This is a genomic window from Micromonospora sp. NPDC048935 (assembly GCF_043197875.1).
GTDB lineage: Bacteria > Actinomycetota > Actinomycetes > Mycobacteriales > Micromonosporaceae > Micromonospora.
Genome location: NZ_JBICTZ010000005.1, coordinates 302,067 through 325,581, shown reverse-complemented (window position 1 = coordinate 325,581; position 23,515 = coordinate 302,067). Strand labels below are relative to the sequence as shown.

General features: G+C 72.3%; 21 protein-coding genes and 1 pseudogene. 16 read left to right on the top strand and 6 right to left on the bottom strand.

Annotated features, from left to right (window positions below; all coding sequences use genetic code 11):
* Nucleotides 1-9: 9 nt before the first annotated feature.
* Both ribA and ACGFIW_RS17135 read left to right on the top strand, forming a co-directional pair.
* A complete protein-coding gene (ribA, locus tag ACGFIW_RS17140) occupies nt 10-675 on the top strand; it encodes a GTP cyclohydrolase II (protein ID WP_393316059.1) in 666 nt (221 codons plus the stop codon).
* Nucleotides 672-1,379: a RibD family protein gene (locus ACGFIW_RS17135; RefSeq protein WP_393316056.1), complete on the top strand. Its 708-nt coding sequence runs from the start codon at nt 672-674 to the stop codon at nt 1,377-1,379. Before ribA ends, ACGFIW_RS17135 begins: the two co-directional genes overlap by 4 nt.
* 19 nt (nt 1,380-1,398) lie before the next feature.
* Here the strand turns inward: ACGFIW_RS17135 and ACGFIW_RS17130 are convergent, their stop codons facing one another.
* A complete protein-coding gene (locus tag ACGFIW_RS17130) occupies nt 1,399-1,854 on the bottom strand; it encodes a MerR family transcriptional regulator (protein ID WP_393316053.1) in 456 nt (151 codons plus the stop codon).
* Nucleotides 1,855-1,930: 76 nt separating this feature from the next.
* Between ACGFIW_RS17130 and ACGFIW_RS17125 the strand changes: the two genes are divergently transcribed.
* The 3 genes from ACGFIW_RS17125 to ACGFIW_RS17115 all read left to right on the top strand — a co-directional run bounded on the left by ACGFIW_RS17125 (nt 1,931) and on the right by ACGFIW_RS17115 (nt 6,652).
* A complete protein-coding gene (locus tag ACGFIW_RS17125) occupies nt 1,931-2,878 on the top strand; it encodes an NAD(P)/FAD-dependent oxidoreductase (RefSeq protein WP_393316050.1) in 948 nt (315 codons plus the stop codon).
* Between the two features lie 404 nt (nt 2,879-3,282).
* The gene (locus tag ACGFIW_RS17120; protein WP_393316047.1) at nt 3,283-6,042 is read left to right on the top strand and encodes an Hsp70 family protein; all 2,760 of its coding nucleotides are present in this window, start codon (nt 3,283-3,285) and stop codon (nt 6,040-6,042) included.
* 37 nt (nt 6,043-6,079) lie between these two features.
* Nucleotides 6,080-6,652 carry a nucleosidase gene (locus tag ACGFIW_RS17115; protein WP_393316044.1) on the top strand — a complete coding sequence of 191 codons (573 nt, stop codon included), beginning with the start codon at nt 6,080-6,082 and terminating at the stop codon, nt 6,650-6,652.
* A gap of 10 nt (nt 6,653-6,662) precedes the next feature.
* On the opposite strand, the gene ACGFIW_RS17110 is transcribed toward ACGFIW_RS17115, so the two are convergent.
* On the bottom strand, nt 6,663-7,850 hold the full coding sequence (locus ACGFIW_RS17110) for a low temperature requirement protein A (RefSeq protein WP_393316041.1): 1,188 nt from the start codon (nt 7,848-7,850) through the stop codon (nt 6,663-6,665).
* Between the two features lie 169 nt (nt 7,851-8,019).
* Here ACGFIW_RS17110 and ACGFIW_RS17105 point away from each other — a divergent pair, with 169 nt between their 5' ends.
* From ACGFIW_RS17105 to ACGFIW_RS17090, 4 genes and pseudogenes are all read left to right on the top strand, one after another.
* A complete protein-coding gene (locus ACGFIW_RS17105) occupies nt 8,020-8,880 on the top strand; it encodes a S1 family peptidase (RefSeq protein WP_393316038.1) in 861 nt (286 codons plus the stop codon).
* Between the two features lie 95 nt (nt 8,881-8,975).
* Nucleotides 8,976-10,001 (top strand): sugar kinase, encoded by a 1,026-nt coding sequence (locus tag ACGFIW_RS17100; protein ID WP_393316036.1) that lies wholly within the window; start codon nt 8,976-8,978, stop codon nt 9,999-10,001.
* Nucleotides 10,002-10,132: 131 nt separating this feature from the next.
* Nucleotides 10,133-10,735: a bifunctional 4-hydroxy-2-oxoglutarate aldolase/2-dehydro-3-deoxy-phosphogluconate aldolase gene (locus ACGFIW_RS17095; protein WP_393316033.1), complete on the top strand. Its 603-nt coding sequence runs from the start codon at nt 10,133-10,135 to the stop codon at nt 10,733-10,735.
* Nucleotides 10,736-10,891: 156 nt separating this feature from the next.
* Nucleotides 10,892-11,155, top strand: a pseudogene (locus ACGFIW_RS17090) (transposase); the annotation flags it as partial.
* A gap of 216 nt (nt 11,156-11,371) precedes the next feature.
* Here ACGFIW_RS17090 and ACGFIW_RS17085 read toward each other — a convergent pair.
* Nucleotides 11,372-12,292, bottom strand: coding sequence for an RNA polymerase subunit sigma-70 (locus ACGFIW_RS17085; protein WP_030490338.1), 921 nt, complete (start codon nt 12,290-12,292; stop codon nt 11,372-11,374).
* 137 nt (nt 12,293-12,429) lie between these two features.
* On the opposite strand from ACGFIW_RS17085, the gene ACGFIW_RS17080 reads away from it, so the two are divergent.
* The 4 genes from ACGFIW_RS17080 to ACGFIW_RS17065 all read left to right on the top strand — a co-directional run bounded on the left by ACGFIW_RS17080 (nt 12,430) and on the right by ACGFIW_RS17065 (nt 18,304).
* The gene (locus tag ACGFIW_RS17080) at nt 12,430-13,137 is read left to right on the top strand and encodes a DUF899 family protein (RefSeq protein WP_393316031.1); all 708 of its coding nucleotides are present in this window, start codon (nt 12,430-12,432) and stop codon (nt 13,135-13,137) included.
* 7 nt (nt 13,138-13,144) lie between these two features.
* Complete coding sequence (locus ACGFIW_RS17075; RefSeq protein WP_393316029.1) at nt 13,145-13,666, top strand: hypothetical protein; 522 nt, start codon at nt 13,145-13,147, stop codon at nt 13,664-13,666.
* A gap of 283 nt (nt 13,667-13,949) precedes the next feature.
* Complete coding sequence (locus ACGFIW_RS17070) at nt 13,950-17,663, top strand: S8 family serine peptidase (RefSeq protein WP_393316026.1); 3,714 nt, start codon at nt 13,950-13,952, stop codon at nt 17,661-17,663.
* Nucleotides 17,664-17,803: 140 nt separating this feature from the next.
* Nucleotides 17,804-18,304 carry a DUF1772 domain-containing protein gene (locus ACGFIW_RS17065; RefSeq protein ID WP_393316023.1) on the top strand — a complete coding sequence of 167 codons (501 nt, stop codon included), beginning with the start codon at nt 17,804-17,806 and terminating at the stop codon, nt 18,302-18,304.
* Between the two features lie 13 nt (nt 18,305-18,317).
* On the opposite strand, the gene ACGFIW_RS17060 is transcribed toward ACGFIW_RS17065, so the two are convergent.
* Nucleotides 18,318-18,818: a MarR family winged helix-turn-helix transcriptional regulator gene (locus ACGFIW_RS17060; protein WP_393316020.1), complete on the bottom strand. Its 501-nt coding sequence runs from the start codon at nt 18,816-18,818 to the stop codon at nt 18,318-18,320.
* Between the two features lie 136 nt (nt 18,819-18,954).
* Here ACGFIW_RS17060 and ACGFIW_RS17055 point away from each other — a divergent pair, with 136 nt between their 5' ends.
* Nucleotides 18,955-19,515 (top strand): NADPH-dependent FMN reductase, encoded by a 561-nt coding sequence (locus ACGFIW_RS17055; protein WP_204940359.1) that lies wholly within the window; start codon nt 18,955-18,957, stop codon nt 19,513-19,515.
* Nucleotides 19,516-19,589: 74 nt separating this feature from the next.
* On the opposite strand, the gene ACGFIW_RS17050 is transcribed toward ACGFIW_RS17055, so the two are convergent.
* Nucleotides 19,590-20,528: an SDR family NAD(P)-dependent oxidoreductase gene (locus ACGFIW_RS17050; RefSeq protein WP_393316017.1), complete on the bottom strand. Its 939-nt coding sequence runs from the start codon at nt 20,526-20,528 to the stop codon at nt 19,590-19,592.
* 118 nt (nt 20,529-20,646) lie between these two features.
* On the opposite strand from ACGFIW_RS17050, the gene ACGFIW_RS17045 reads away from it, so the two are divergent.
* Nucleotides 20,647-21,552 (top strand): LysR family transcriptional regulator, encoded by a 906-nt coding sequence (locus ACGFIW_RS17045; RefSeq protein WP_393316014.1) that lies wholly within the window; start codon nt 20,647-20,649, stop codon nt 21,550-21,552.
* A 74-nt stretch (nt 21,553-21,626) separates the two neighbouring features.
* Nucleotides 21,627-22,931, top strand: a complete 1,305-nt coding sequence (locus ACGFIW_RS17040; protein ID WP_393316012.1) for an MFS transporter — start codon at nt 21,627-21,629, stop codon at nt 22,929-22,931.
* A gap of 77 nt (nt 22,932-23,008) precedes the next feature.
* On the opposite strand, the gene ACGFIW_RS17035 is transcribed toward ACGFIW_RS17040, so the two are convergent.
* Nucleotides 23,009-23,494, bottom strand: coding sequence for a GNAT family N-acetyltransferase (locus tag ACGFIW_RS17035; RefSeq protein WP_393316010.1), 486 nt, complete (start codon nt 23,492-23,494; stop codon nt 23,009-23,011).
* Nucleotides 23,495-23,515 lie beyond the last annotated feature (21 nt).

Sequence of the window (23,515 nt, the reverse complement as noted above, 5' to 3'; positions counted from 1 at the left end):
AGGAGCCCCATGCCCGAAGCATTGCCGGTCGCCACGATCCGTACGCAGGTCACGGTGCCGTTGACGTTTCCCGATGGCTACACCACGACCGTCCGGGTGTTCTCCTTCAAGGGCCTGGTGGACGCCCGGGAGCACCTCGCTCTCGGCCTGGGCGACTGGGCGGGCGCACTGGACCGGCTCGCCGCCGGGGGAGAGCCGCCGCTGGTCCGCCCGCACAGCGAGTGCCTGACCGGCGACGTGTTCGGCAGCCAACGCTGCGACTGCGGGCCGCAGTTGCGCGAGGCGGTGCAGCGGATCGCCGAGGCCGGCGGGTTCCTGCTCTACCTGCGGCAGGAGGGCCGGGGCATCGGCCTGTACGCCAAGCTCGACGCGTACGCGTTGCAGGACGCCGGGCTGGACACCTACCAGGCCAACGTGGCGCTGGGCCGGGGCGAGGACGAGCGGGACTACACCGCCGCCGCGCAGATGCTTGCCACGCTGGGCGTGCCGCGGATCCGACTGCTGAGCAGCAACCCGGACAAGGCCGCGCAGTTGACCCGCCTCGGCGTGGACATCGCCGAACAGGTGCCCACGAGCGTCTTCCTGTTCCCCGCCAACGCCGACTACCTGGCCGCCAAGGCCGCCAAGGCGGCGGAGACCGTCTCGGCCGCGCCCGATCGGCCTGCCGACCGGTGAGCCTCTCGTCGGCGCCGACGCGGCCGTACGTGCTGCTCAGTTGCGCCACCTCGATCGACGGATACATCGACGACGCCTCCGACCAGCGGTTGTTGCTGTCCAACGACGACGACCTGGACCGGGTCGACGCGGTGCGGGCCAGCTGCGACGCGATCCTCGTCGGGGCCGGCACCGTCCGCCGCGACGACCCCCGGTTGCTGGTGCGTTCCGCGAGCCGCCGGGCCGAACGGGTGGCGTGCGGTCGGCCCGCCTCGCCCACCAAGGTCACCCTGACCGCCCACGGTGATCTCGACCCGACCGCCCGCTTCTTCACCGCCGGTGACCCGGCCCGGCTCGTCTACTGCGCCACCGGGGCGCTGGAGAAGGCCCAGGAACGCCTCGGCCGACTGGCTACCGTGGTGGATGCGGGCGAGTCCGTCGACCCCGCCTGGCTGGTGACCGATCTGGCCGCGCGAGGCGTACGCCGGCTGATGGTGGAGGGCGGCGGGACGGTGCACGCCCAGTTCCTCGCCGCCGGTCTCGCCGACGAGCTGCACCTGGTGGTGGCACCGTTGTTCGTCGGCGACAAGCGCGCCCCCCGCTTCGTCGGCGAGGGGAGTTTCCCCTGGCACCCGGGCCGCCGCGCCCGGCTGGCCGAGGCCCGTCAGATCGGCGACGTGGTGCTCCTGCGCTACGCCCTCTCCGACCGCTGCACCGAAACCTGACCCCACCCGTCGTGGTTGATCATGAGGTGGGCGGGTCGCCCCGGGGACCGGCGATCATCCCGATCGGTACGGCGCCGAGGCCCGCCTCAGCGAGCTGACGAAACGCCGGGCACTGGGTGAAGTCGTCCGCCGAGCATTCGAGGGCGTGCTCGATCAGTTCCTTGGCCGCGGCCGTATCCCGGATCCGACGCTCCAACTCGGCGTGGTGCTCGGCCAGCAGCTTCCGTCGCGTCACGCCGTTCGGAGCGGCGAGCACCTCGCGGAGCCGATCCAGGCTGAGCCCGGCGGACTTGCCGCGCAGGATCAGCGTCACCCGGGCGATGTGCTCGTCGTGGTAGAGCCGTCGACCGCTCACCCGGGTCGCTGGCGTGAGCAGCCCCACCGACTCCCAGTGCCGGAGCACGTGGGTGGCCAACCTGAACCTCTCGGCGAGTTGCCCGATGGTCATCATCTTTGGCGTACCACTTGACTTCATGTCGACATGAGATTCCAGAGTAGGAGAGCAGTCAAGCCGAAGCAAAGAACTACCTGCTGTCAGAGGAGGACGCGCTGTGTTCGACGCGATCGTGATCGGTGGCGGGCCGGCGGGCCTGTCAGCCGCGCTCTGCCTCGGGAGAACACACCGGAGCACCCTCGTCCTCGACACCGAGGATGGGCGCAACGCCCCGGCGCAGGAAGTTCACAACTTCTTCACCCAGGACGGCACGCCCCCCACCGAGATCCGGCGCATCGGCGCCGAGCAGCTCGGCCACTACCCGAGCGTGCGGCTACAGGTCGCCAAGGTCTCCAGAGTCGAGCGCGAGGCCCCCGAGGCGTTCGCCGTCGTCCTGGCTGACGGGCAGGTCGAGCACGGACGCCGGCTGCTGCTGGCCACCGGGCTCGCCGACGACCTGCCGGCGATGGAGGGCCTCGCTCCCCTGTGGGGACGTTCGGCGTTCCACTGCCCGTACTGCCACGGATACGAGGTGAGCGGTAGCCCCATCGCCGTGGTCGGAGCCACGCCCGACCGCGTACGACTGGCCGTGCACCTGAGCCGCTTCACCGACGACATCGTCCTCTGCACCGACGGCGAGACCGAGTTTCCGGAGCCGCTCACCGCCGCACTGGGAAAGGCCGGAGTCGAGGTCCGGACCGAACGGGTCACCGCGGTCCGCGCGGACGGCCCGCAGCTGCGCGCCATCCAGTTCGAGACCGGTCCGGAGTTGGAGCGGTCGGGCATGTTCATCAAGACCGGCCTGCGGCAGCGGTCCCCGATCGCCGCGCGGCTCGGCTGTGCCATCTTCCCCGACAACGCGGTCGAGGTGAACGAGTTCGGCCAGACGAGCGTGCCCGGGGTCTACGCGGCCGGCGACATGGCGCGACGCTCCACCGTCCCGATGCCGGTCTCCGCGGTGGTGGTCGCCGCGGCCAGCGGCACGGTCGCCGCCGGCATCATCGACCAGGACCTGCTCAGTGTCGAGTACGACCTGCCCAACCCGTTCGCCAACGCCCGGCGCTGATCATCATGAACCGAGAGGAGACCGCGCCGGCCCCGGGCGCCGCAGCAGAGAACCAGGTCGCCACAGCCGGCCGCAGCAACGTCCCGCTGGCCGTGATCGGCCTCGCGCTCGTGTCGGCCGAGGGTCCCGCTACGGCCGATACGGACGTCCCGGCGCGCAGCTGACCCACCCGGGTCAACCACTGCGCGGCTCAGAGCTGCTTCCCGCCGCGAACCCCCGTTCGCGGCGGGAGGCAGCTCGCCCGTTTCCGCGTCCGGGTCCGGGCGCCCGCCGGCGGCGCGTCGTCCACCGACGGCGGCCACGCGGGAGGGTGCGGCTGATCTGTACGGCCCGCGACGGGGCTCGTCCACCCTGCGTACGATGCGGGGTCGAGTTCCCCTCGTCGCGGCGGAGGTATCGGGTAGATGGCAGGCCAGCACGAGGGTTTCGCCCTCGGCGTCGACCTCGGTACGTCCAACACGGTCGCGGTGCTGCGCTGGCCCGACGGGCGGACCCGCCCGCTGCTGGTGGACGGTCAACCGCTCAGCCCCTCCGCCGTGTACGCCGACCCGGACGGCACCCTGCACACCGGGTGGGACGCCCGGCGGTTGGCGCAGACGGACCCGGCCCGGTTCGAGGCGAACCCGAAGCGCCGGGTGGACGAGCCGACGATCGTGCTCGGTGACCGCTCGTACCCGCCGGCCGACCTGCTCGCCGCGGTGCTGGCGGCGGTCGCGCGGGCCGCGGTGGGCGCCGTCGGCTTTCTGCCCCCGGCCGTGCTCACCTGCCCGGCCGCCTGGGATGCGACGCGGCGGCAGGTGCTCGCCGACGCGCTGCTGCTGGCGGGCTGGCCGCAGGTGGCCGAGCACACCCTCGCCGGGCCGACACCACCGGGCACCCGGCTGCTGCGGGAGCCGGTCGCCGCCGCCCGTTACTACACGCAGGTGCTGCACCGGCCGGTGCCCGTCGGCGACGCGATCGCGGTGTTCGACTTCGGCGGCGGCACGCTCGACGTGGCGGTGCTGCGCAACGAGGGCGCGGACCCGTGGGGTGACTCCGGCTTCAGCGTGGTCGCCGACGGTGGCCTGCCCGACCTCGGCGGCCTGGATCTCGACGCCGGGCTGGTGCGGCGGGTCGGCGAGCTGCTCGGGGAACGGCACGCCGCGCGGTGGGCCCGGCTGATCCGGCCGGAGGACCCGGCGCAGCGCCGCGACCAGGTGCGGCTCTGGGACGAGGTACGAGGTGCGAAGGAGACGCTGTCCCGCTCGACGGTGGCACCGGTCGCGGTGCCGGGGGTGGCCGAAGCCGTCCAGCTCACCCGAGCCGACGTCGAGCGGGTGGCCACTCCGCTGCTACGCCGCGCCGTGGACCGGGCCCGGGAGGTGATCGCCACCGCCGGGCTCAGCCCCGACCAGCTCGCCGGGCTGTTCCTCGTCGGTGGTTCGTCGCGGATCCCACTGGTGGCCCGGATGCTGCACACCGAACTGGGGATAGCGCCGACGGTGCTCGACCAACCGGAGTTGCCGGTGGCCGAGGGCGCGCTGACCGACCTGCCGCTGCGCCGACCGCTGCCGGCGTACGCCGGGCCGCAGCCCGCTCCACCAAATCCGATGAGTCCGCCCGCGTCGCCTGCGCCGGCTGGTCCGGCTGGGCCGGTCGGGGACGTGCCGGCCGTACCGTCGCAGCCCTGGTCGGCCTCGCCCCCGGCGGCGGGTCCGGGTTTCCCGGGTGCCGCGCAGGCGGGTCCGGGTTGGGCGGGTGCTCCGCCGGCGGGTCCGCCCGCGCCGGGTTGGGCGGGTGCCGTGCCGCCGGGTCCGGCGGGCGCGGCGCGCTGGCGGCGGGCGCGCTGGGTGGTGCTGGGCGCGGTGCTGGCCCTGCTCGGGGTGGCCACCGCCGTGACGCTCTACCTGACCCGGGACCGCTATCCCGACCTGGAGTTCGCGTCGCTGCGCGAACTGTCCCGGCCGAAGGCCGGCGGCGAGCGGCCGGCCGGCATGTGGACGGCGGTGCTCGGCGACCGGGCCTACCTCGGGTTCCCGCTGCCGGACGACCGGCTGGAGGTGGTGGCGGTCGACACCGGCACCGGCGGCGAGCTGTGGCGCAGGGCGACCGACGTGCGGGCCGACGACTGGGAGGCGATCGTCGCCGTTCCCGGGGCGGTCGCGGTCCTCGCCGACGCACCGGGCGACAGCACCCCGCGTCCGCTGGCCGTCCTCGACGGTCGTTCGGGCGCGCAACGCTGGCAGCGCGCGGTCCGGGGTGACGACGCGATCTACTTCGCCGACGACACGGCGGTGCTTCTGGACCGCGCCGGAGCCCAACTGGTCGGCCTGCGCCTGAGTGACGGCACCCAGAGGTGGACCCAGGCCAACCCCCGCGACCAGTACGACAGCAGCCGCACCGTGGTCCGGCCGGTGGGCAGCGACGAGGCAGCCGGCGGACCGGCCTTCCTCGACGGGACGCCCCGCAACCCGTGGACGAGCAAGGGGCGGCGACTCGTCCAGGTGGGTGCGGACCGGTCCGTGCGGCTGCTCGACATGGCATCCGGCCGGGTGCTGCGCCAGTGGGGCAGCGTCGCCGACCTCGACGACCTGGTGGTCGCGCACGAGGACCGCCTGTACGTGGCCGCCAACGAGGGCGGGTACCAGTTGCTGGCGTACGACCTGGGGTCCGACGCGGAACCGGTGGTGCTCTACCGCTCCGGGAACGACGAGCAGCGCGCGAAGGCACTTGTGGCGTGCGGTGAGCGGCGGGCCTGCCTGTTGCAGGTGCCGAACAACGACGTCCAGCGCACCGAGGTGGTGGCGGCCACCGAGGGGGAACGCACTCTCCACTGGCCGGCGCCGGGCGTGACCGAGCTGGTGCCGGTGGGGGAGCAGGTGCTCGCCCAGCGGGAGTACCCGGAACCGACAGTCACCCTCTTCGACGCCGCCGGCAAGCCGGTGCTGCGGGACCGGGGTGGGGTGGCGGTCCGGCTGGACGAGGGCAACCTGCTGGTCTTCGCCAAGGCGCCCGGCACCGTCGCGGACAACCGCGTACTGGCCGGTGTGTGGGCCGAGTCCGGCGAGGTCGACGAGTTGGGCGAGCTGAAGGACGTCCGCAGCGCGTCCTGCTCGTGGAACACGCACGTGATCGCCTGCGGCGCGGACGAGGACTTCGTCCTGTACCGCTTCACCAAGGACTGACCCCACCCGCGCGGCGGTCACCTCGTACGATGCTCCGGTGAATCTTCGGGGTACGGTCCGCGCCGATCGTCCGTTGGTGGTACTCGCCGTCGGGGAGGAGGCCCGCTACCTCCCGGCCGAGTTGCCGGTGCTGCTGACCGGCATGGGCAAGGTGAACGCCGCCAGCGCGGTGGCCGCCGTGCTGGCCGCCGGGCCGCGCCCCAGCCTGCTGCTCAACCTGGGTACGGCGGGTGCGTTGCGCCCCGGGTGGGGCGGCATCCACGAGATCGCCACCGTGCTTCAGCACGATCTGGACACCGACCTGCTGCGTACGCTCACCGGGGAGACCTGCGGTGCGCCGCTGACCCTGGCCGCCGAGGGCGCGGTGCTGGCCACCGGCGACACGTTCGTGGCCGACGACGCGGCGCGGGACCGGTTGGCGCAGCGCGCCGACCTGGTCGACATGGAGGGGTACGCGGTGGCGTGGGCGGCCGCGCAGGCGGGTGTGCCGTGCCGGCTGGTCAAGCAGGTCAGCGACGAGGCGGGGGACGGCGCGGTGCGCACCTGGCAGGAGTCGGTGGACGCGTGCGCCCGGGCCCTCGGCGAGTGGGCCGGTCAACACCTCGCCTGACCGTCGAGGGTCATCCGCCGGGTGATCGCGGTTGGAGTCCGTGCCTGGTTTCCCGGCTGCGGCCGCTGGGGAGCAGCACGTGCACGGCCAGCCCGAGGGCCACGATCGCGGTGACCAGCACCGGTGGCCAACGGCCGGCCCAGGGCAGCGTCAGCAGGGGCAGCAGTTGCGAGGCCACGCGACCCCACGGCACGCGGGCGGACAGCAGATAGGCGAACAGGACCCGGCCGAGCACGAACACCAGGGGTCCGCCGATGATCAGGACCAGCCACCGCACCGGTGTCGTTCCGGTGGGTCGGTCGACGACGAGGTCGAAGGAGGCCGCCGTGACGAGCACGCCGATCAGGAGCACCAGATGGGAGTACGGAGCGATCCGGGTGGACCGGCCGGGCGCCGACGAGGCCGCGGTCTCGAGTAACTCGCCGGCCCGATAGACGTAGATCTGCCACAGCAGCAGCATGATGGCGAACGCGCAGAGCAGCGCGGTGATCCTGAGGCGGCCGAAGTCGCTGCGGCTGAGTTCCAGGGTGGGCACCAGGATGATGTCGCCGAGGGCCAGGATGACGAACTGCTGGTACCGCTCGCCCAGGTGCCCGGTGGTCCGGTCGTACTGGTCGAGAGGCACCCGGCCGAGCCACGGTGTGGGGTAGCGCGCCGCCGCGGAGAGCAGGTCGATGGCGATCGCGGTGGTCCAGATCCACCACCGCGCGGTGCCGGCCAGCGACCCGGCGATCCAGAGCACCCCGGACACCACGAACCAGAACAGGAACCGGGTGGCCCGCGCCATCGCCGACGGGTGGTGCTGCCGGTACAGGGCGCTGACCAGGACGATGCCGCGCACCACGTGAGTGCCGACGTAGGCGAGCGCGAAGGCCAGGGACTGCGCTCCGGTGACCATCGGCAGCGATGCCGCCATCCCCACCGATCCGACCATGGCGACCATCAGGATGGCCTGGATGGGGCGCTGCTGAGGGTCGTAGAACTCGGTCGTGGTGGACGTGACCGACCAGGTCCACCAGATCGCCACAAGCAGCAGCCCCACCGACGCGGTCGGTGCCCACGACTTCTGGTCGGCGAGCAGCTTCGAGGTCTGCGCGAGCGCGGCCACGAAGACCACGTCGAAGAGCAGCTCCAGCAGCGTCGCCCGGGTCGACCCGTCCAGACGGCGTACCAACGCCGGGGTGCCTCCGGTGGTCATGCCCGGCCTCCCGCCGTGTCTCTGAGGATTATCGGCGGTGCCGGCGCGGACCGTCCCCGGATCGGGGATTCCCGCCGGTCGGGGAAGAGGACGGACGGAGGTTGCCACGGGTCGGACGCCGGGCGATGCTTGTCGGCATCCATAACTCTCGATCTGCTCGGAGGTTCGGATGCGCCGCTTCCCGCTGGCTGCCCTCGTCCTGACCATCCTGCTGCTCGTCGTGCCCGGCGCGGCGCAGGCCGCCGTCCCGGACCGGGTCGCCGCGCCGGCCGCCGACGCGGCGGCCACGCTGACCGGCGTACGCACCGCGGGCACCGCCTGGGGTCTCGACCCCGCCACCGGCCGGATGACCCTCACCGTCGACGACACCGTGGCCCCGAGCGAGCTGGCCGCACTGCGGACGACAGCCGACCGGGCCGGCGTGCTGCTGCGCCGCGAACCCGGAACGCTGCGCCCCCTGATCGCCGGCGGGCAGGGCATCTACGGCGGTGGTGCGCGCTGCTCGCTCGGCGCGAACGCGCGCAGCGGCAGCACCTACTACGTGATCACCGCCGGGCACTGCACCACCGCCGCCGCCACCTGGTACGCCGACAGTGCGCAGACCACCGTGCTCGGTGCCCGCACCGCCACCAGCTACCCCACCAACGACTACGGGCTGATCCGCTACACCGGGCGGGTCGCCCACCCGAGCGCGGTCTACACGTACCCCGGTCTGCTGACCATCAACGGGCCCGGCACCGCGTACGTCGGTCAGGCGGTCTGTCGCAGTGGCGTCACCACCGGCGTGCGCTGCGGCACCGTCACCGGCCTCAACCAGACCGTCAACTACGCCACCGGCGTGATCTACGGCCTGATCCGCACCAACATCTGCGCCGAGCCGGGCGACAGTGGCGGCCCGCTCTACGTGGCCTCCACCGGCACCATCCTCGGCATCCTCTCCGGCGGCAGCGGCAACTGCACCTCCGGCGGCACCACCTACTACCAGCCGATCGGGGAGGTGCTGGCCGCGTACGGGTTGACGTTGCCGTGAGCGTCGAGGTGTGACGTATGACGGGTTGCCCGTCCCGCGCGGGACACCTAGGCTCGGCGGCGCCCAGGATCCCCGCCGCGAGGACGTGTGCCCCGATGTCGACCGACTCCCCACCCGACGACGCGACCGTCCCGGCGAGCTCCGCGCCGATCGAGGTGGCCGCGGTCGGGGAGACGATGGTGGTGCTCTGTCCCGCGCCGGGTGAGCCGTTGGAACACGCCGACCGGGTCGCCGTCTCGGTCGGCGGCGCGGAATCCAACGTGGCCGGCTACCTGGCGCGGCTGGGGCACCGGGCTGCCTGGGTGAGCCGGGTCGGCGACGACCCCTTCGGCCGGGCCGTCGTCCGGCACGTCGCCGCCACCGGTGTCCGTGTCGACCAGGTCAGCGTGGACCCGGCCGCCCCCACCGGCCTGTACGTCAAGGACCCGGGCCCGGAGGGCACCGCCGTGCACTACTACCGTGCGGGCTCGGCGGCCTCCCGGATGGATCCGGGCACACTCGCCGCGCCGGGTCTGGCCGGTGCCCGTGTGCTGCACCTGTCCGGCATCACGCCGGTGCTCTCCGCCTCCTGCCGGGCGCTTGTCGAGCACGCCGTGGCGGACCGGCCGCTGACGGGGGCACTTGTCAGCTTCGACGTCAACCACCGGGGCCGGTTGTGGCCCGCCGAGCAGGCCGCTGCGGTGCTGCGCGACCTGGCCGACCGCAGCGACCTGGTCTTCGTCGGGCAGGACGAGGCGGAGACGCTGTGGGGCACCGCCGACCCGCTGGCCGTACGCCGGCTGTTGCCCGGGCCGGAGACGGTGGTGGTCAAGGATGGCGCGGTGGGCGCCACCGCACTGTGCCGGGACGCCGAGCCGATCTTCGTTCGGGCGCCCCTGGTGACGGTGGTGGAGCCGGTCGGTGCCGGCGACGCCTTCGCGGCCGGCTACCTGGCCGGGCTGCTGCGCGGCCTCGACCCCGTGCGACGCCTGCGCCTCGGGCACCTCGTCGCGGCACAGGCGTTGACCAGCAGCGGCGACAACGCCCCGATCCCGCCGTGGGCCTGGTTCGAGCGGCTGATCGACGCACCCGTCGAGGTCTGGTCGCCGCTCGACCTGACCGGCGCCCTGGCGACGACCTGAGTCATGCCGTCGCCGGCCGACGGGGCCAGGTCGAAGGGCGGCGGGGCCAGGTCGAAGGGCGATGGGGCCAGGTCGGCGGTCGACCTGGCCAGTAGGCAACAGATTCACCGCGATCTCGGATGGAGTGCACCATGACCACAGCGGACTTCGAGCACATCTTCGGCAAGGCCCGGGTGATGGCGATCCTGCGCGGCCTGCCGGTCGCCGAGACGGTTCGGCTCGCCGAGCGCGCCTGGGACCTCGGCATCGACGTGGTGGAGGTGCCGGTGGCCACCCCGGACGCCGTACCGTCGCTGCGCGCCGCCGTCGAGGCGGGCGCCGCGCGCGGCCGGATCGTGGGTGCGGGCACCGTGCTCGACGTCGAGCAGGTCGCCGCTGCCGCCGACGCGGGTGCCAGGTTCACCGTGGCGCCCGGCCTGGACCTCGCGATCGCCGACGCGGCCGCCGCCCGTGGTCTGCCGCACCTGCCCGGTGTGGCCACTCCCACCGAGGCCCAGCAAGCGTTGCGGCACGGCCTCACCTGGCTCAAGGCGTTCCCCGCGATCTCGCTCGGGCCAGCCTGGTTCAAGGCGATGGCCGGCCCGCTGCCGCAGTTGCGCTTCGTCGCGACCGGCGGCCTGGACGCGGGCAACGCCGCCGCGTTCCTCGATGCCGGCGTACGGGTGGCGGCCGTCGGCTCGGCCCTGTCCGACCCGACCCAACTCGACGCCCTGGCCAAGCTAACCCGCCCCTAACCCCCTAATACGCCAACGTCACTTGGCTTCGGCGTTGGGCGTGGCGCGGGCATGAGGACGGCCACCGCGTTGATCATCGATGGTTTGTGAGGACAACCGAAGATCGTGCGGTGGCCGTGTGCCACAGCGTAGACCCGACCGGGTGGCGGGTCATCCGAGCAGCTCGGCCACCCCGAGGCTGTGCTGGTCACCGAGGAGACCGGCTTCCTGAAGAAGGGCGTGTGCTCGGTCGGGGTGCAGCGGCAGTACACGGGCACCGCCGGCCGGGCCGAGAACAGCCAGGTCGGGGTGTTCCTGGCCTACGTGTCACCGGCGGGGCGGGCGATGATCGATCGCCGGCTCTACCTACCCGAGACATCCTGGTGCGATCGCCCCGACCGTCTCACCGCCGCCGGCGTCCCGGACGACGTCGGGTTCGCTGGCCTTCTACCTGTGCGGGTGACCTCGCCTGGTGCCGCTGCACACCCTCGTGACCGTCGCCGGGATCCGCCGACTCCTCAACGCCTTCGTCCTCGCCCTGCCACCACCCCCAGAGAGCACCCTGTACTGGTCCACCTGGCGACGAACATCCCAAGCCGGAGCCCGGCGATCCCACTACCAGCGCAGACTCGGCCACTTAGCTTGAGACTTACTCGTCTAGGGCTCGAGCGTGGCGGGCATGCTGAAGGCGGCGACGTGACGGGCACCGATGAAGGCGTTGCTTTCTACGATCTTCCCGTTCTCGATCCGGAGTACGTCGACGACCAGCGCCTCGTAGTGCGGGCTGCCGGGCCGGCGGAGATAGTTGATCAGTGCCGGGCGCCCGTTGGCCGAGGTGGGGAAGGTACGCCAGTCGAGCGGTCGGCCGAGGAACTCCGCGGCCGCGTCGATCCCGACGACCGGCGGCTCGGGCGGCATCGTGATCCGTACGTCCTCGGCGAGCAGTGCCCGGACCGTCTCCGGGTCCTTCGCGTTGGCGTAGCGGCGCAGGATCTCTTCGTCCTCGCTGGTGAGCTGCGGGCGGCGCCAGTCCTGTGGGTCCGACGGAGCGCGCCGCCGGAGGGTGTGGCGGGCCCGCTGGAGGAGGCTGTTGACGGCCGCTACGGCGGTGTCGAGCGCGCCGGCGATCTCCTGCGGCGTCCAGCCGTAGACGTCGCGCAGCACGAAGGCCGCCCGCTGCCGCGGCGGCAGGTACATGAGCGCTGCGATCAGGGCCAGTTCGACGGTCTCCCGGGCGGCGAGACCGGTCTGCGGATCGTCGGCCAACAGGGCGTCTGGATAGGGGCCGAGCTCGGTGGACCACTCCAGCGGGTCACCGTACGGAACCGTCCGGTGACCGGCCGCCTTGCGGCTGTCGAGGAAGACGTTCGTGGCGATCCGGTAGAACCAGGTGCGCGCCGACGCCCGACCCTCGAAGCGGTCGCGAGCCCGCCAGGCACGCAGGAATGCCTCCTGCACCAGGTCGTCCGCGTCGGTGACGTTCCCTGCAAGGCGGTAGCAGTGCACGTGTAGCTCGCGCCGGTGCTCGTCGAAGGCGCGCTGCAGCCAGACCGCCTGCTCGTCAGGCGAGTCGGACATGTGATCTCCCCGGGGCTGAGTGGTCCGCACAACCGTACTGACGACCGCGGACCCGATCCGTCATCGGTCACCGATGACGATCGCCGACTCGGTCGTCTGTACCTGTGACCAATCCCCACTCCACGATGGAGACAGCCATGACGGCAACCCCCGCGTCCAGCGCAGCCACGCCCCCGGTCGTCGACCGGGAGACCTGGCTGCGCGAGCGCAACGAACTGCTGGTCCGGGAGAAGGCCCATACCCGCGAAGGAGACGCGATCGCAGCCGCTCGTCGTCAGCTGCCGATGACCTTGATGCCGACGGTGACGGTCCAGGGCCCCGGCGGGGACACCCCGCTGGTGGAGGTTTTCGAGGGCCGCCGGATGCTCATCGCCTACTTCCACATGTGGCACGACGGCAAACCGTACGGGGATCAGTGTGAGGGGTGCACCTTCTCGACCTGTCACATGCAGATGCTGGACTACCTGCATGCCCGGGACGTCACCTACGCCGTGTTCTGCCAGGGCCCCTACGACGAAAGTGCCCCGTTCGCGGAGTTCATGGGCTACCCGTTCCCCTGGTATTCGGCGAAAGACTCCGAACCGGCCCTGGCCGACGGTCGCGACTTCGGGTTCATCGCCTGCTACCTGCGCGACGGCGACCAGGTCTACGAGACCTACTGGACCACCGGGCGGGGCGTGGAGGCGTTGACGACCAGCTACCACGCCCTGGACCTCACCGTGTACGGCCGGCAAGAGAACTGGGAAAACTCGCCTGAAGGCTGGCCGCGGGTCACCGGGCACCCGTGGCGTCTCAACGGCCGCCCCACCGCGCAATGGTCACGCCCCGGCGTCGCACCGCGATGACGTCCTGATGATCGAGGTGATCATGCTCGGGTCGGCCGCGGTGTCGGCCTGCTGCTGCGCCGTGCCGCGGGCGGGAGCGTCCCGCAGGGCCCGGATGCTCGCGGGTGCGATGGTGGCTGTCATGGTCGCGGTGACCCTCGACGCCGCACCGGTTGTGCGGTACGCGGGCGCGCTGCTGCTCCTCGCCCTCGCGGTGGCACTCGTCACCAGCGGTCCGACCGAGCGCGGCCCGGAGGTGGAGTGGCACCGTACGGCCGGGGCCGTGCTCATGGCGCTCGCCGTGCTGATGCATCAACACGGCGGGTCGATGGCTATCCACCACATGGCCGCCGGGCCCCGGATGGACCACGGCATCGTCACCGGCCATGACGCGGCGCTCGTGTTGCTACGCGCCGCCACGGCGGCTTACCTCTGCTGGATGGCGGCCGTACTCGTCCGGCTGCGCAATCGACCGATCACGGACCTGCTCCGTTGGGAGCACCTGGCCATGGGGGCAAGCCTCGCGGCCATGATCTTCTTCATGAGCTAGCCGAGTAAGTCAGCCGGCAGATCAAGTGACGTTGGAGTACTAACCCCCCGCCCCCGCCGATCCTGCACTTACTGTCGCCGATGCGTCCTGATTCGCCACTCTTGCCGCGACACAAAGTGCAAGATCGGCGCGGTGGGGTGGGGTGGGGAGAGGGGAGAGGGGAGAGGGGGAGTGTGGCGGGTTTGTGCCATGGCGTAAGTGCGTCGGGGGTTGGTGGGGGTCGGGGAGTGGGTGTTGCGTCGATGCTGTGCGGCGTACCACTTCTCGACGCAAAGAGGTCATCTTGGCTCTGTCTCGCCGGCGTCGCCGATCCGGGCTGATCGCCCTCGGCACCGCCCTCACCCTGGCGGCCGGGTTCACCCCACCCGCCGCGGGGGCGTCCGCCGCCCCGCCGAACACCCCCGACCGCCCCATCGGCCTTCCCCCGGCTGCCGCCGGACGTGCGTCCACCGTCACGCTGATCACCGGTGACACGGTCACGGTGACCACCGCGGCGGACGGCAGCACCGTGTTGACCGTGCGCCGCCCGGACGGCAGTACGCCGACCTTCCACCGCACCGTGCGCGACGGCGACACGTACGTCTACCCGGACGCCGCGCTGTCGTACGTCACCAGCGGTGTGCTGGACCGGCAACTGTTCAACGTCACCGAGCTGATCGCCGACGGCTACGACGACGCCCACACCGACCGGCTGCCCCTGATCGTCACGATGACCGACGCGGCGGCCCGCGCCCGCACCCGTCCCACTGTGGACGGTGCCGAGCTGGTCCGCCCGCTCGACAGCGTGCAGGGCGCCGCGTTGACGCGCCAGCGTGCCACCGCCGACCGGTTCTGGACCGCCCTCACCGCCGACACCGCCCGGCGTACGGGTGCCGCCCCGACCCTGGCCGACGGCATCGCCAAGGTCTGGTTGGACGGCCGGGTGCACGCCGACCTGGCCCAGTCGACCGCGCAGATCGGCGCCCCGACCGTCTGGGCCGAGGGCAACACCGGCGCCGGTGTCGACGTCGCGGTCCTCGACTCCGGTGCCGACGCCGAGCACCCGGACCTCGCCGGTCAGATCGCCACGTCGAGCAGTTTCGTGCCGCCGGAGCCCGACATCCTCGACTACAAGGGCCACGGTACGCACGTCGCCTCGACGATCGCCGGCACCGGCGCGGCCTCCGGTGGGGCCGAGCGGGGCGTCGCCCCCGGCGCCCGGCTGCACGTCGGCAAGGTGCTCAACAGCGAGGGCAGCGGGCAGGACTCCTGGATCATCGCCGGCATGGAGTGGGCGGCCCGCGAGCGGAAGGCCCGGGTCGTCAGCATGAGCCTGGGCGGCGAGGCCACCGACGGCAGTGACCCGATGAGCCAGGCGGTCGACCGGCTCAGCGCCGAGACCGGCGCGCTGTTCGTGATCGCCGCCGGCAACGGCGGGCCGAACAGCATCGGCAGCCCGGGTGCGGCGAACTCCGCGCTCACGGTGGGCGCCGTCGACTCCACCGACCACCTCGCCGACTTCTCCAGCCAGGGCCCCCGTGCCGGCGACGGCGGGCTCAAGCCCGAGATCACCGCACCCGGCGTGGACATCCTCGCGGCCCGCTCCCACTACGTGCGCGGTGGCTCCGGGGACTACACGCTGATGAGCGGCACGTCGATGGCCACCCCACACGTGGCCGGCGCGGCGGCGCTGGTCGCCGCGGCGCACCCCGACTGGACCGGCCAGCGCATCAAGGAGGCGCTGGTCAGCACGGTCAAGGCCACCGCCGAGTACACCCCGTACCAGGCGGGTGCCGGCCGGGTCGACGCGGTCGCGGCCACGCGGGCGACCGTCTTCGCCACCCCGAGTGCCTACTCCGGATTCCAGGCGTGGCCGCAGCAGCCGGGGATGACAGTCGACCGGACGGTCACCTACACCAACCTCGGCAGCGCGCCGGTCACGCTGAGGCTGGCCCTCGACGCGACCGCCGCGCCGGCCGGCCTCTTCGCTCTCTCCGCCGACCGGGTCACCGTGCCCGCCGGGGGCACCGCCACGGTGACGCTGACCGCCGCGTACGACAAGCTGCCGGCGGAGAAGCAGGTCAGCGGCATGATCATCGCCACTGACGAGGCCGGCGCGATCCGCGGCCGTACCCTGGTCGGCGCCGGCAAGGAGGGCCAGCGGCAGAACCTGACGCTTGTCGCGAAGGACCGTGACGGCAAACCGCTCGCCGGCAAGGTCATCCTCACCACCGACGGGCTGTTCAGTGCCGTGGACCTGCCCGAGAGCGGCACCGCCACGCTTCGGCTGCCGGTGGCGAGTTGGACCGGTTGGATCTCCGCGGACGTGCGCGGCGCGCACGGGCCACGGTCCAAGGGCATGGCGATGCTCAGCTTCACCGACGTCAACCTGGACCGCGACCGCACCGTCATCCTGGACGCGCGGGAGGCCCGACAGGTGCGGGCCGCGGTGCCGCAGGAGGCCACCGCCACCTCGCTGCGAATGGACATCCACCGGTCCACCGCGAACGGCCTCACCGAGAGTCAGGTGCTGCCCAACGACTCGTACGACAGCATGTGGGCCCTGCCGACGAGCCGTAAGGTCACCGACGGCGAGTTCGAGTTCGGTGCCCGGTGGCGGCTGGAACAGCCGGCGTTGACGATCTCGGCCGGCGGCCGCTCGTACGACGATCTGCTGGTCAAGCGGGCGACCCCGGCGCTGCCGGCCGGTCGTCGCCAACTGGAGGCGGTCTACGTAGCCGACACCTCGGCGGCCGGGCTGGCCAGGCGTCCGGTCCGCGACCGGGCGGTGGTCCTCCGGCGCAGCGACACCGTGGACATCGCCACCCAGGCGCGGGCCGTCGCGGCGGCCGGCGCGAAGCTGCTGCTGGTGGTCAACGACGGCGTCGGTCGGCTCGACCCCTGGGACGAGACGCCGTGGAGCCCGGAGAGCCCGGCCCCGGTGACCGTGGCGACGCTCGGCGCCGACGAGGGCGACCAGCTCGTCGCGGCGCTGGAGCGCGGCCCGGTGCGGCTGACCGCCGAGTCGCACCCGGAGACCACCTACCTGTACGACGTGGCACACCACTGGACGGGCACGGTGCCGGCCGACCCCACCTACCGGCCCGCCAAGCGGGAGTTGGCCCGGGTCGACGTGGAGTTCCGCAACTACCGGCAGGGCAAGGCGCTGGAGTTCCGGACCGACGTCTGGAAGGGCATGGCCTCGGGCAACCAGGAGACCGTCCCGGCCCAGGGCCGGCGCACCGACTGGGTGACCGCCGGCGAGCGGTGGGTCGACGACGCGTACATCGTCGGCGAGACGGGCCAGCACCTCATGGAGGTGGCCACCTACCCGGTCGGCCGGCCGAGCGCCGTCGAGTGGTTCGGGCCGATCCAGCGGCCCCGGATGGGCGGGGGTTTCGTCCCGGCGCGTTACCTGGACACCCTCTACCTACCCGCGCCCGGCTGGGGCGACGGGGGTGGCCACATCGGTGAGGCGCGCGCCAACTACGACATGGTCAACCGGACCACCCTCTACCAGGGCGACAAGGAGCTGAACTGGGGCAACGCCGAGTACCTCCAGGTCTCCGGGCTGGCCGCGCAGCGGCTGCCGTACCGGCTGGTGGTGCAGAACGACCGGGCCGCCTGGACCAACCCGTACTCCCGGCAGACCCGCACCGAGTGGGGCTTCAGCTCGGCCGCCACCGGCGCGGAGTCGGCGGAGGTGCTGCCGATGATCCAGCTTGACTACCAGGTGGCCATCGACTCCGCGGGCACGGCGTCACGGCGGGCACCGCTGACCGTGGTCGCCTCCCACCTGCCCGGCGTCCGGGGCACGGTCGGCGCGGTCACCGTCGAGGTGTCCTACGACGACGGGGCGACCTGGCACCGGCAGCGCCTGACCCGGCACGGGGACGGCTGGCGTAGCACGCTTGCGGCACCGGCCCGGGCCGGCTTCGTGAGTCTGCGCACCACCGCGCGCGACGACGCGGGCAACACCGTGAGTCAGAGCATCACGCGGGCGTTCGGCCTGCGCTGACGGTCCGGCCGGCCGTCGGTCGGGGTGCCGCGCGCATCCCGGCCGGCGGCCGGTCCGCGTCGGTCCCCGTTTCCCGGTGTACGCGTCGGAGCGGGCCCGACGTCTGGTCAGGACGCGCGCCAGCGGGTGCAATGGGGCCCATGGGATTCCTGAGTACCGTGAGCCTGTTCGCCGCCACCCTGACCACCGGCCTGACCGCCGGGCTGTTCGCCGCCTTCGCGTACGCGGTCATGCCGGGCCTGGGACGCAGCGACGACCGGACGCTGGTGCTCGCCATGCGGCGGATCAACGAGTCCATCCTCAACGGGTGGTTCGCCGTCTGCTTCGGGGGAGCGTTGCTGTTCACGCTGCTGGCGGCGGTGCTGCATCTGGGCGCCGAACGTCGGTCGGCGTTGCCGTGGATCGGTGCCGCGCTGCTGCTGTACCTGGTGGTGCTCGGCGTCACCGCCGTGGTCAACGTGCCGCTGAACAACACGCTGGCCCGCGCCGGTGACGTCGACCGGGTCACCGACCTCGCGGCCGTACGGCAGCGTTTCGAGACCACCTGGGTACGCGGCAACGTGGTCCGGGCGGTCGCCTCGACCGGTGCCTTCGGGCTGCTGGCCTGGGCGCTGGTCGAGGTGGGTCGGCTGCCCGGCTGAGCCGGTTTCCGGCTCAGCCGGCCGTCTCGGTCGCCTCGGCCGTGCCGGTCGTCTCGGCCGTGCCAGCTCGCTGGAACGCGCGGGCCAGCTTTTCGAGGTCGAAGCCCTCGAAGTGCTGGAGGAACCGGCGGCGTACGGCGGCCAGGTGGCTGGGCCAGGACTCTGCCAGACGGGCGAACCCGCTGTCGGTGAGGACCGCGTTCCAGCCGCGCGCGTCCTCCGCGCAGCGTTCCCGCCGGACCAGGCCCTGGGTCTCCAGCCGGATGATGGTGCGGGTCATGCCGCTGAGGGAGAGGTGGCAGGCCGAGGCAAGCTCGTTCATCCGCATCCGCCGGCCCGGCACCTCCGATAGGTTCATCAGGGCGGTGTACTCGGTGAGCGGTAACTGACGGTCGCCGACCATGTCGGTGTCGATCGCGCGGGGCAGCACGTGCATCACCTGGCCCAGGGCGCGGACCAGGGCCTCCTCGTCGGGGTTGAGGGGTTGCAGCGGTTCTGCGGCGGGGTTGGACATCCTCATATCTTAGTTGCTTGATTGAGCAATTGCTTACGCAGAGTGTGAGCGTAGCCATAGCCGCTTCATTTGCTTGACCAAGCAATCACCGGTTAGCGTCGGCCCGTCAGCCCAAGTCCCTAGGAAAGGCGCCACCATGACCAGGATCGGGATCATCCTCGGAAGCACCCGCCCGGGGCGTAACGGTGAAGCCGTCGCCCGCTGGGTGCTCGAGATCGCCAAGCAGCGCTCCGACGCGGAGTACGAGCTGATCGACCTGCTCGACTACCAGCTGCCGCACCTCGACGAGGCGTACCCGCCCTCGATGGGCCAGTACTCCCAGCCGCACACGCTGCGGTGGGCCGAGACGATCGCCTCGTACGACGGGTTCATCATCGTCACCCCCGAGTACAACCACTCGACCTCGGGTGCCCTGAAGAACGCGATCGACTTCCTGTACGCCGAGTGGAACAACAAGGCCGTCGGCTTCGTCAGCTACGGTTCGGTCGGTGGCGCGCGCGCCGTGGAGCACCTGCGGTTGATCTCCGGTGAGCTGCAGATGGCCGACGTGCGGTCGCAGGTCGCGCTGTCGCTCTTCACCGACTTCGAGAACTTCAGCGTCTTCAAGCCCAACCAGTTCCAGCAGGACGCGCTGACCACCACCCTTGACCAGGTGGTCGCCTGGAGCACCGCGCTCGCGCCGCTGCGCCAGGCCTGATCGTTTCGAGCACGTCCGAAGACGGCCGCGGGAGAGATCCCGCGGCCGTCTCTGTCTGCCGATGTCCCGGTCGGTCAGGCGCGCTGTGCGGCGGCGAGCAGGTCGAGCGAGACCTGCCACAGGCGGGCCGCCGCCGCGGGGTCGGTCGCGTGATCGGCGACACCCCGCAGCGGCGTCTCCGGGCTGTGGCGCTCGGCCTGGTTACAGTCCTCGAAGTAGCGGCCGCCGACGCCCTCCAGCCCCGGCCAGGCGGCGAGCAGCACCGACGTCGCGGCCCCCTGCTCCGGGGTCTTGAAGTCGAATGCCGGAAGCCCCGCGTAGTCCTCCTCGGTGAGGTGCCGCCCCAGATTCGTGGTGACCGCGCCCGGGTTGGCCACGTTGACAGTGATGCCGTCGTCGGCCCAGCGCCGGTGCGCCTCGACCGCGAACAGGGCGGTGGCGGTCTTCGACTCGCCGTAGGCCAGCATTCGGTCAAAGCGGCGTTCGCGGAAGTTGACGTCCTCGAAGACCATCGGCGCCTGCACGTGGGCGATGGAGCTGAGCGACACCACGCGGGCCCGGCCGGCCGCCGCGAGCGCCCGGTGCAGCCCGATGGCGAGCGTGAAGTGGCCGAGATGGTTCGTGGCGAACTGCAACTCCCAGCCCTCGGGCGTACGCGTCTCGGGGGTCGCCGACACCCCGGCGTTGTTGACCAGGATGTGCAGGGGCCCCTCCCAGGCCCTGACGAAGGCCGCGATCGACAGCTGGTCGGACAGGTCCAACGGTGCGACCCGGATCGACAGGTTCGCCACGGTGGCCCCGATGTCCTCAGCCGTCCGCTCGCCGGCCCGCACGTCGCGTACCGCGAGGGTCACCTCGGCGCCCGCGGCCGCGAGGGCCCGGGCCGTCTCCACGCCGATGCCCGACGAGGCGCCGGTGACGATGGCGCGCTGCCCGGTGAGGTCGACACCGGCCACGACGTCACGGGCGGTGGAGCGGGCGTCGAAAGGCGTGGTGAGGCGTGTTGCACTCATGATCGAATTCCTTTCGCGTGTGTCGTTGGGTGGCCGTTACCGGCCCCCGAACGATCGTGCGACCAGGTCTGTCGAGACGGCCAACACACGCTTGCTGACCTGGCTACAGTCTGTCCCTGTGGCGACCCCTGAGCTGCGGCAACTGCGGTACTTCCTGGTCCTCGCGGAGGAGCTGAGCTTCACCCGGGCCTCCGCCCGCCTGATGATCGCCCAGCAGTCGCTGTCCCAGCAGATCACCGCCCTGGAGCGCACACTCGGGGTGCGGCTGTTCGATCGCGACTCCCGGGGCACCACCCTGACCGACATCGGCGCCCTGTTCGTGCCGGAGGCGCGCGCCGTGACGGACCGCGCCGACGAGGCCGTCGCCGTCGTGGGACGGGCCCAGCGGGGTGAGGTCGGCAGGCTCCACCTCGCCTTCCTGACCACCGTCGCCAACCACCTCCTGCCACCGGTGGTCCGCGCCGTGCACCGCCACCTTCCCGATCTCGACCTGGCCACCGAGTCCACCGGCATCGCGTCCCTGGTGCAGGGCGTGCTCGGCGGCCACTACGACGTCGCCTTCACCCGGACCCCGCTGGTCCCCGGCCTGGCCTCCCGGCGGCTGGCCACCGAACCGGTGTGCGCGGTGCTGCCCGAGGGCCACCCGCTCGCCGGCCGCGCCGAGTTGCGGCTCGCCGACCTGGCGGACGAACCGTGGGTGCTGACGCCGCGCAGTTCCTGGGAACCCTGGCACCGCACCTTCGACGAGCAGTTCCGGGAAGCGGGGTTCGTGCCGAACGTCGTCCAGGAGGACGCCAGCGTGCAGAGCCTCCTCGGCCTGGTCGCCGCCGGCGTCGGCGTCACCCGGCTCGCCAGCTCGGCGGCCAGCCTTCGCCGCACCGGCGTGGTGTTCATTCCGCTGACCGGTGCCTACGCCCACACCGAGATGGTGTGGCTGCCGGGCGGCACCGCGCCCGCCCTGCACCGGCTCCTGGACGTGGTCACCGACCTCGCGGCCACGACCGACCTCACCACGACCGGCTGACGGGGGCCGGCCGAGAGATCGATGACAACCGCCACGGCCAGCGTCGGCCGCTCGCGCCGACTACCCTCGTCGCGATGAGCCGAGCTGCCACCGCCGCCCGGTCTCCGCTGTGGCGGGACCGCACCTTCGGCACCTACTGGATCGCGCAGTCGCTCTCCGCGGCCGGTGACTCCTTCGCCTACCTGGCCGTGCCGCTGCTGGTCCTCCAGGCCACCGGGTCGGTGGCGCAGATGGGCCTGCTCACCGCCGTCGCGGGCGCGGCATCCGTCGTCGCCGGGATCTTCGGCGGGGTGCTGGTCGACAGGTACGACCGCCGCACCCTGATGATCGTGGCGGACCTGGCCCGGTTGGTGCTCTACGGCCTGGTGCCACTGGCCTGGCTCGCCGGCCCGCAGGTCTGGCTGCTCTTCGTCGTGCTGCCGATCTGCGAGGCGGCCGGCATGGTGTTCCAGGTCGCGGCGGTGACCGCGGTCCGCAACCTCGTCGACTCCGACCGGATCACCGAGGCCAACGGCCGGTTGCAGGCGACGTACGCGGCGGCTGCCGTCCTCGGGCCGCTGCTCGCCGGCGTGGTGTCGGCCCGCTTCGGCCCGGCGCTCGCCATCGCCGTCAACGCGGCGAGCTTCGCTCTCTCGGCAGCCGGTCTGTGGCTGATCCGACTGCGACCCGCGCGGGCCGACACCGCCGCACCGGCGACCCGGGAGCGGCCGCTTGCCGAGTTCCTGGCCGGGGCGCGGTTCCTGTGGCGGCAGCCCGTGCTCCGCGCGCTGACCGTCCTGTTGTCGGTCTTCATCTTCCTGACCTACGGCTTCACCGACGTGCTGATCTACCACGTCACCCACGATCTCGGCGGCTCCGAGGGCACCGTCGGTACGGTGCTCGGCCTGGCCGCGCTGGGCACGGTCGCCGGCGCGCTGCTGGTGGCCCCGCTGCGCCGCCGACGCGGCTTCGGCGCGACCTGGATCGGCGCGCACACGGTCTGCGGTTTCGCGGTGGCGGGCGTCGGCCTCGCGACGAACGTGCCGGCGGTCACCGCGCTGACCGCGGTGTACCTGTGCTGCCTGAGCATCGGCGGCATCTGTTCGATGTCGCTGCGCCAGGAGATCACCCCCGATCACCTGCTCGGCCGGGTCACCTCGGCGTTCTGGAGCACGCACTACGCCCTCGGGCCGATCGGCGCCGCCACGCTGACCTGGGCCGCCGGCCGGTACGGCGTCCAGGCGGTCACGCTCGCCGCCGGAGCCGGATGCCTGCTGGTCGCGGTCGGCGGCCTCTTCACCCCGGTCCGCCGCGCCGGCTCCGAGGCGCGTCGGCCGCCGGCCGCAGTCGTGCCGGGCACGGCCGTTCAGCCACCGGCGGACCATCCCTCGACGGCGTGAGATGGAGGGCACGGTGACAGGCACCGAACAGCACCCCGGCACCAGCCGCGGTTCGGGCGTCGGCGAGACGGTGCCGGTCAGAACTCCTGGTACATGACGTGCAGACCGACCCGGCCGAGGGTGGGGTGGCGGAACGCGCCGGGCACGGTGCCGACCACCGTGAAACCCTCCCGCCGGTACAACTCCACCGCTGACCTGTTGCTCTCCACCACGGCGTTGAACTGCATGCCGGCGTACCCCTGGTGGCGTGCCCAGGTCAGGGCCTCGCGGCACAGCGCGGTGCCCACGCCCCGACCCCGGGCGTCGGCGGCGACCAGGAAGCTCGCGGTGGACACGTGCGCGCCCGGCCCGGGTCGGTTGGTGCCCATCTTCGCGCTGCCGAGCACCCGCCCGCCGTCGACAGCGACGACGGTCCGGCCCGGCGGTGCCTCCGCCCACATGCCGTACGCCTGCTCGGTGGTCATCGCCGGGTCGTAGGGGAACGTCTCCTGGGCCCGGATCACCTCCTCGACGATCGGCCACACCTGCGACCAGTCCTCCGCCACGAACTCCCGAATCTGCACGCCGAGCAGGCTACGAGCGGC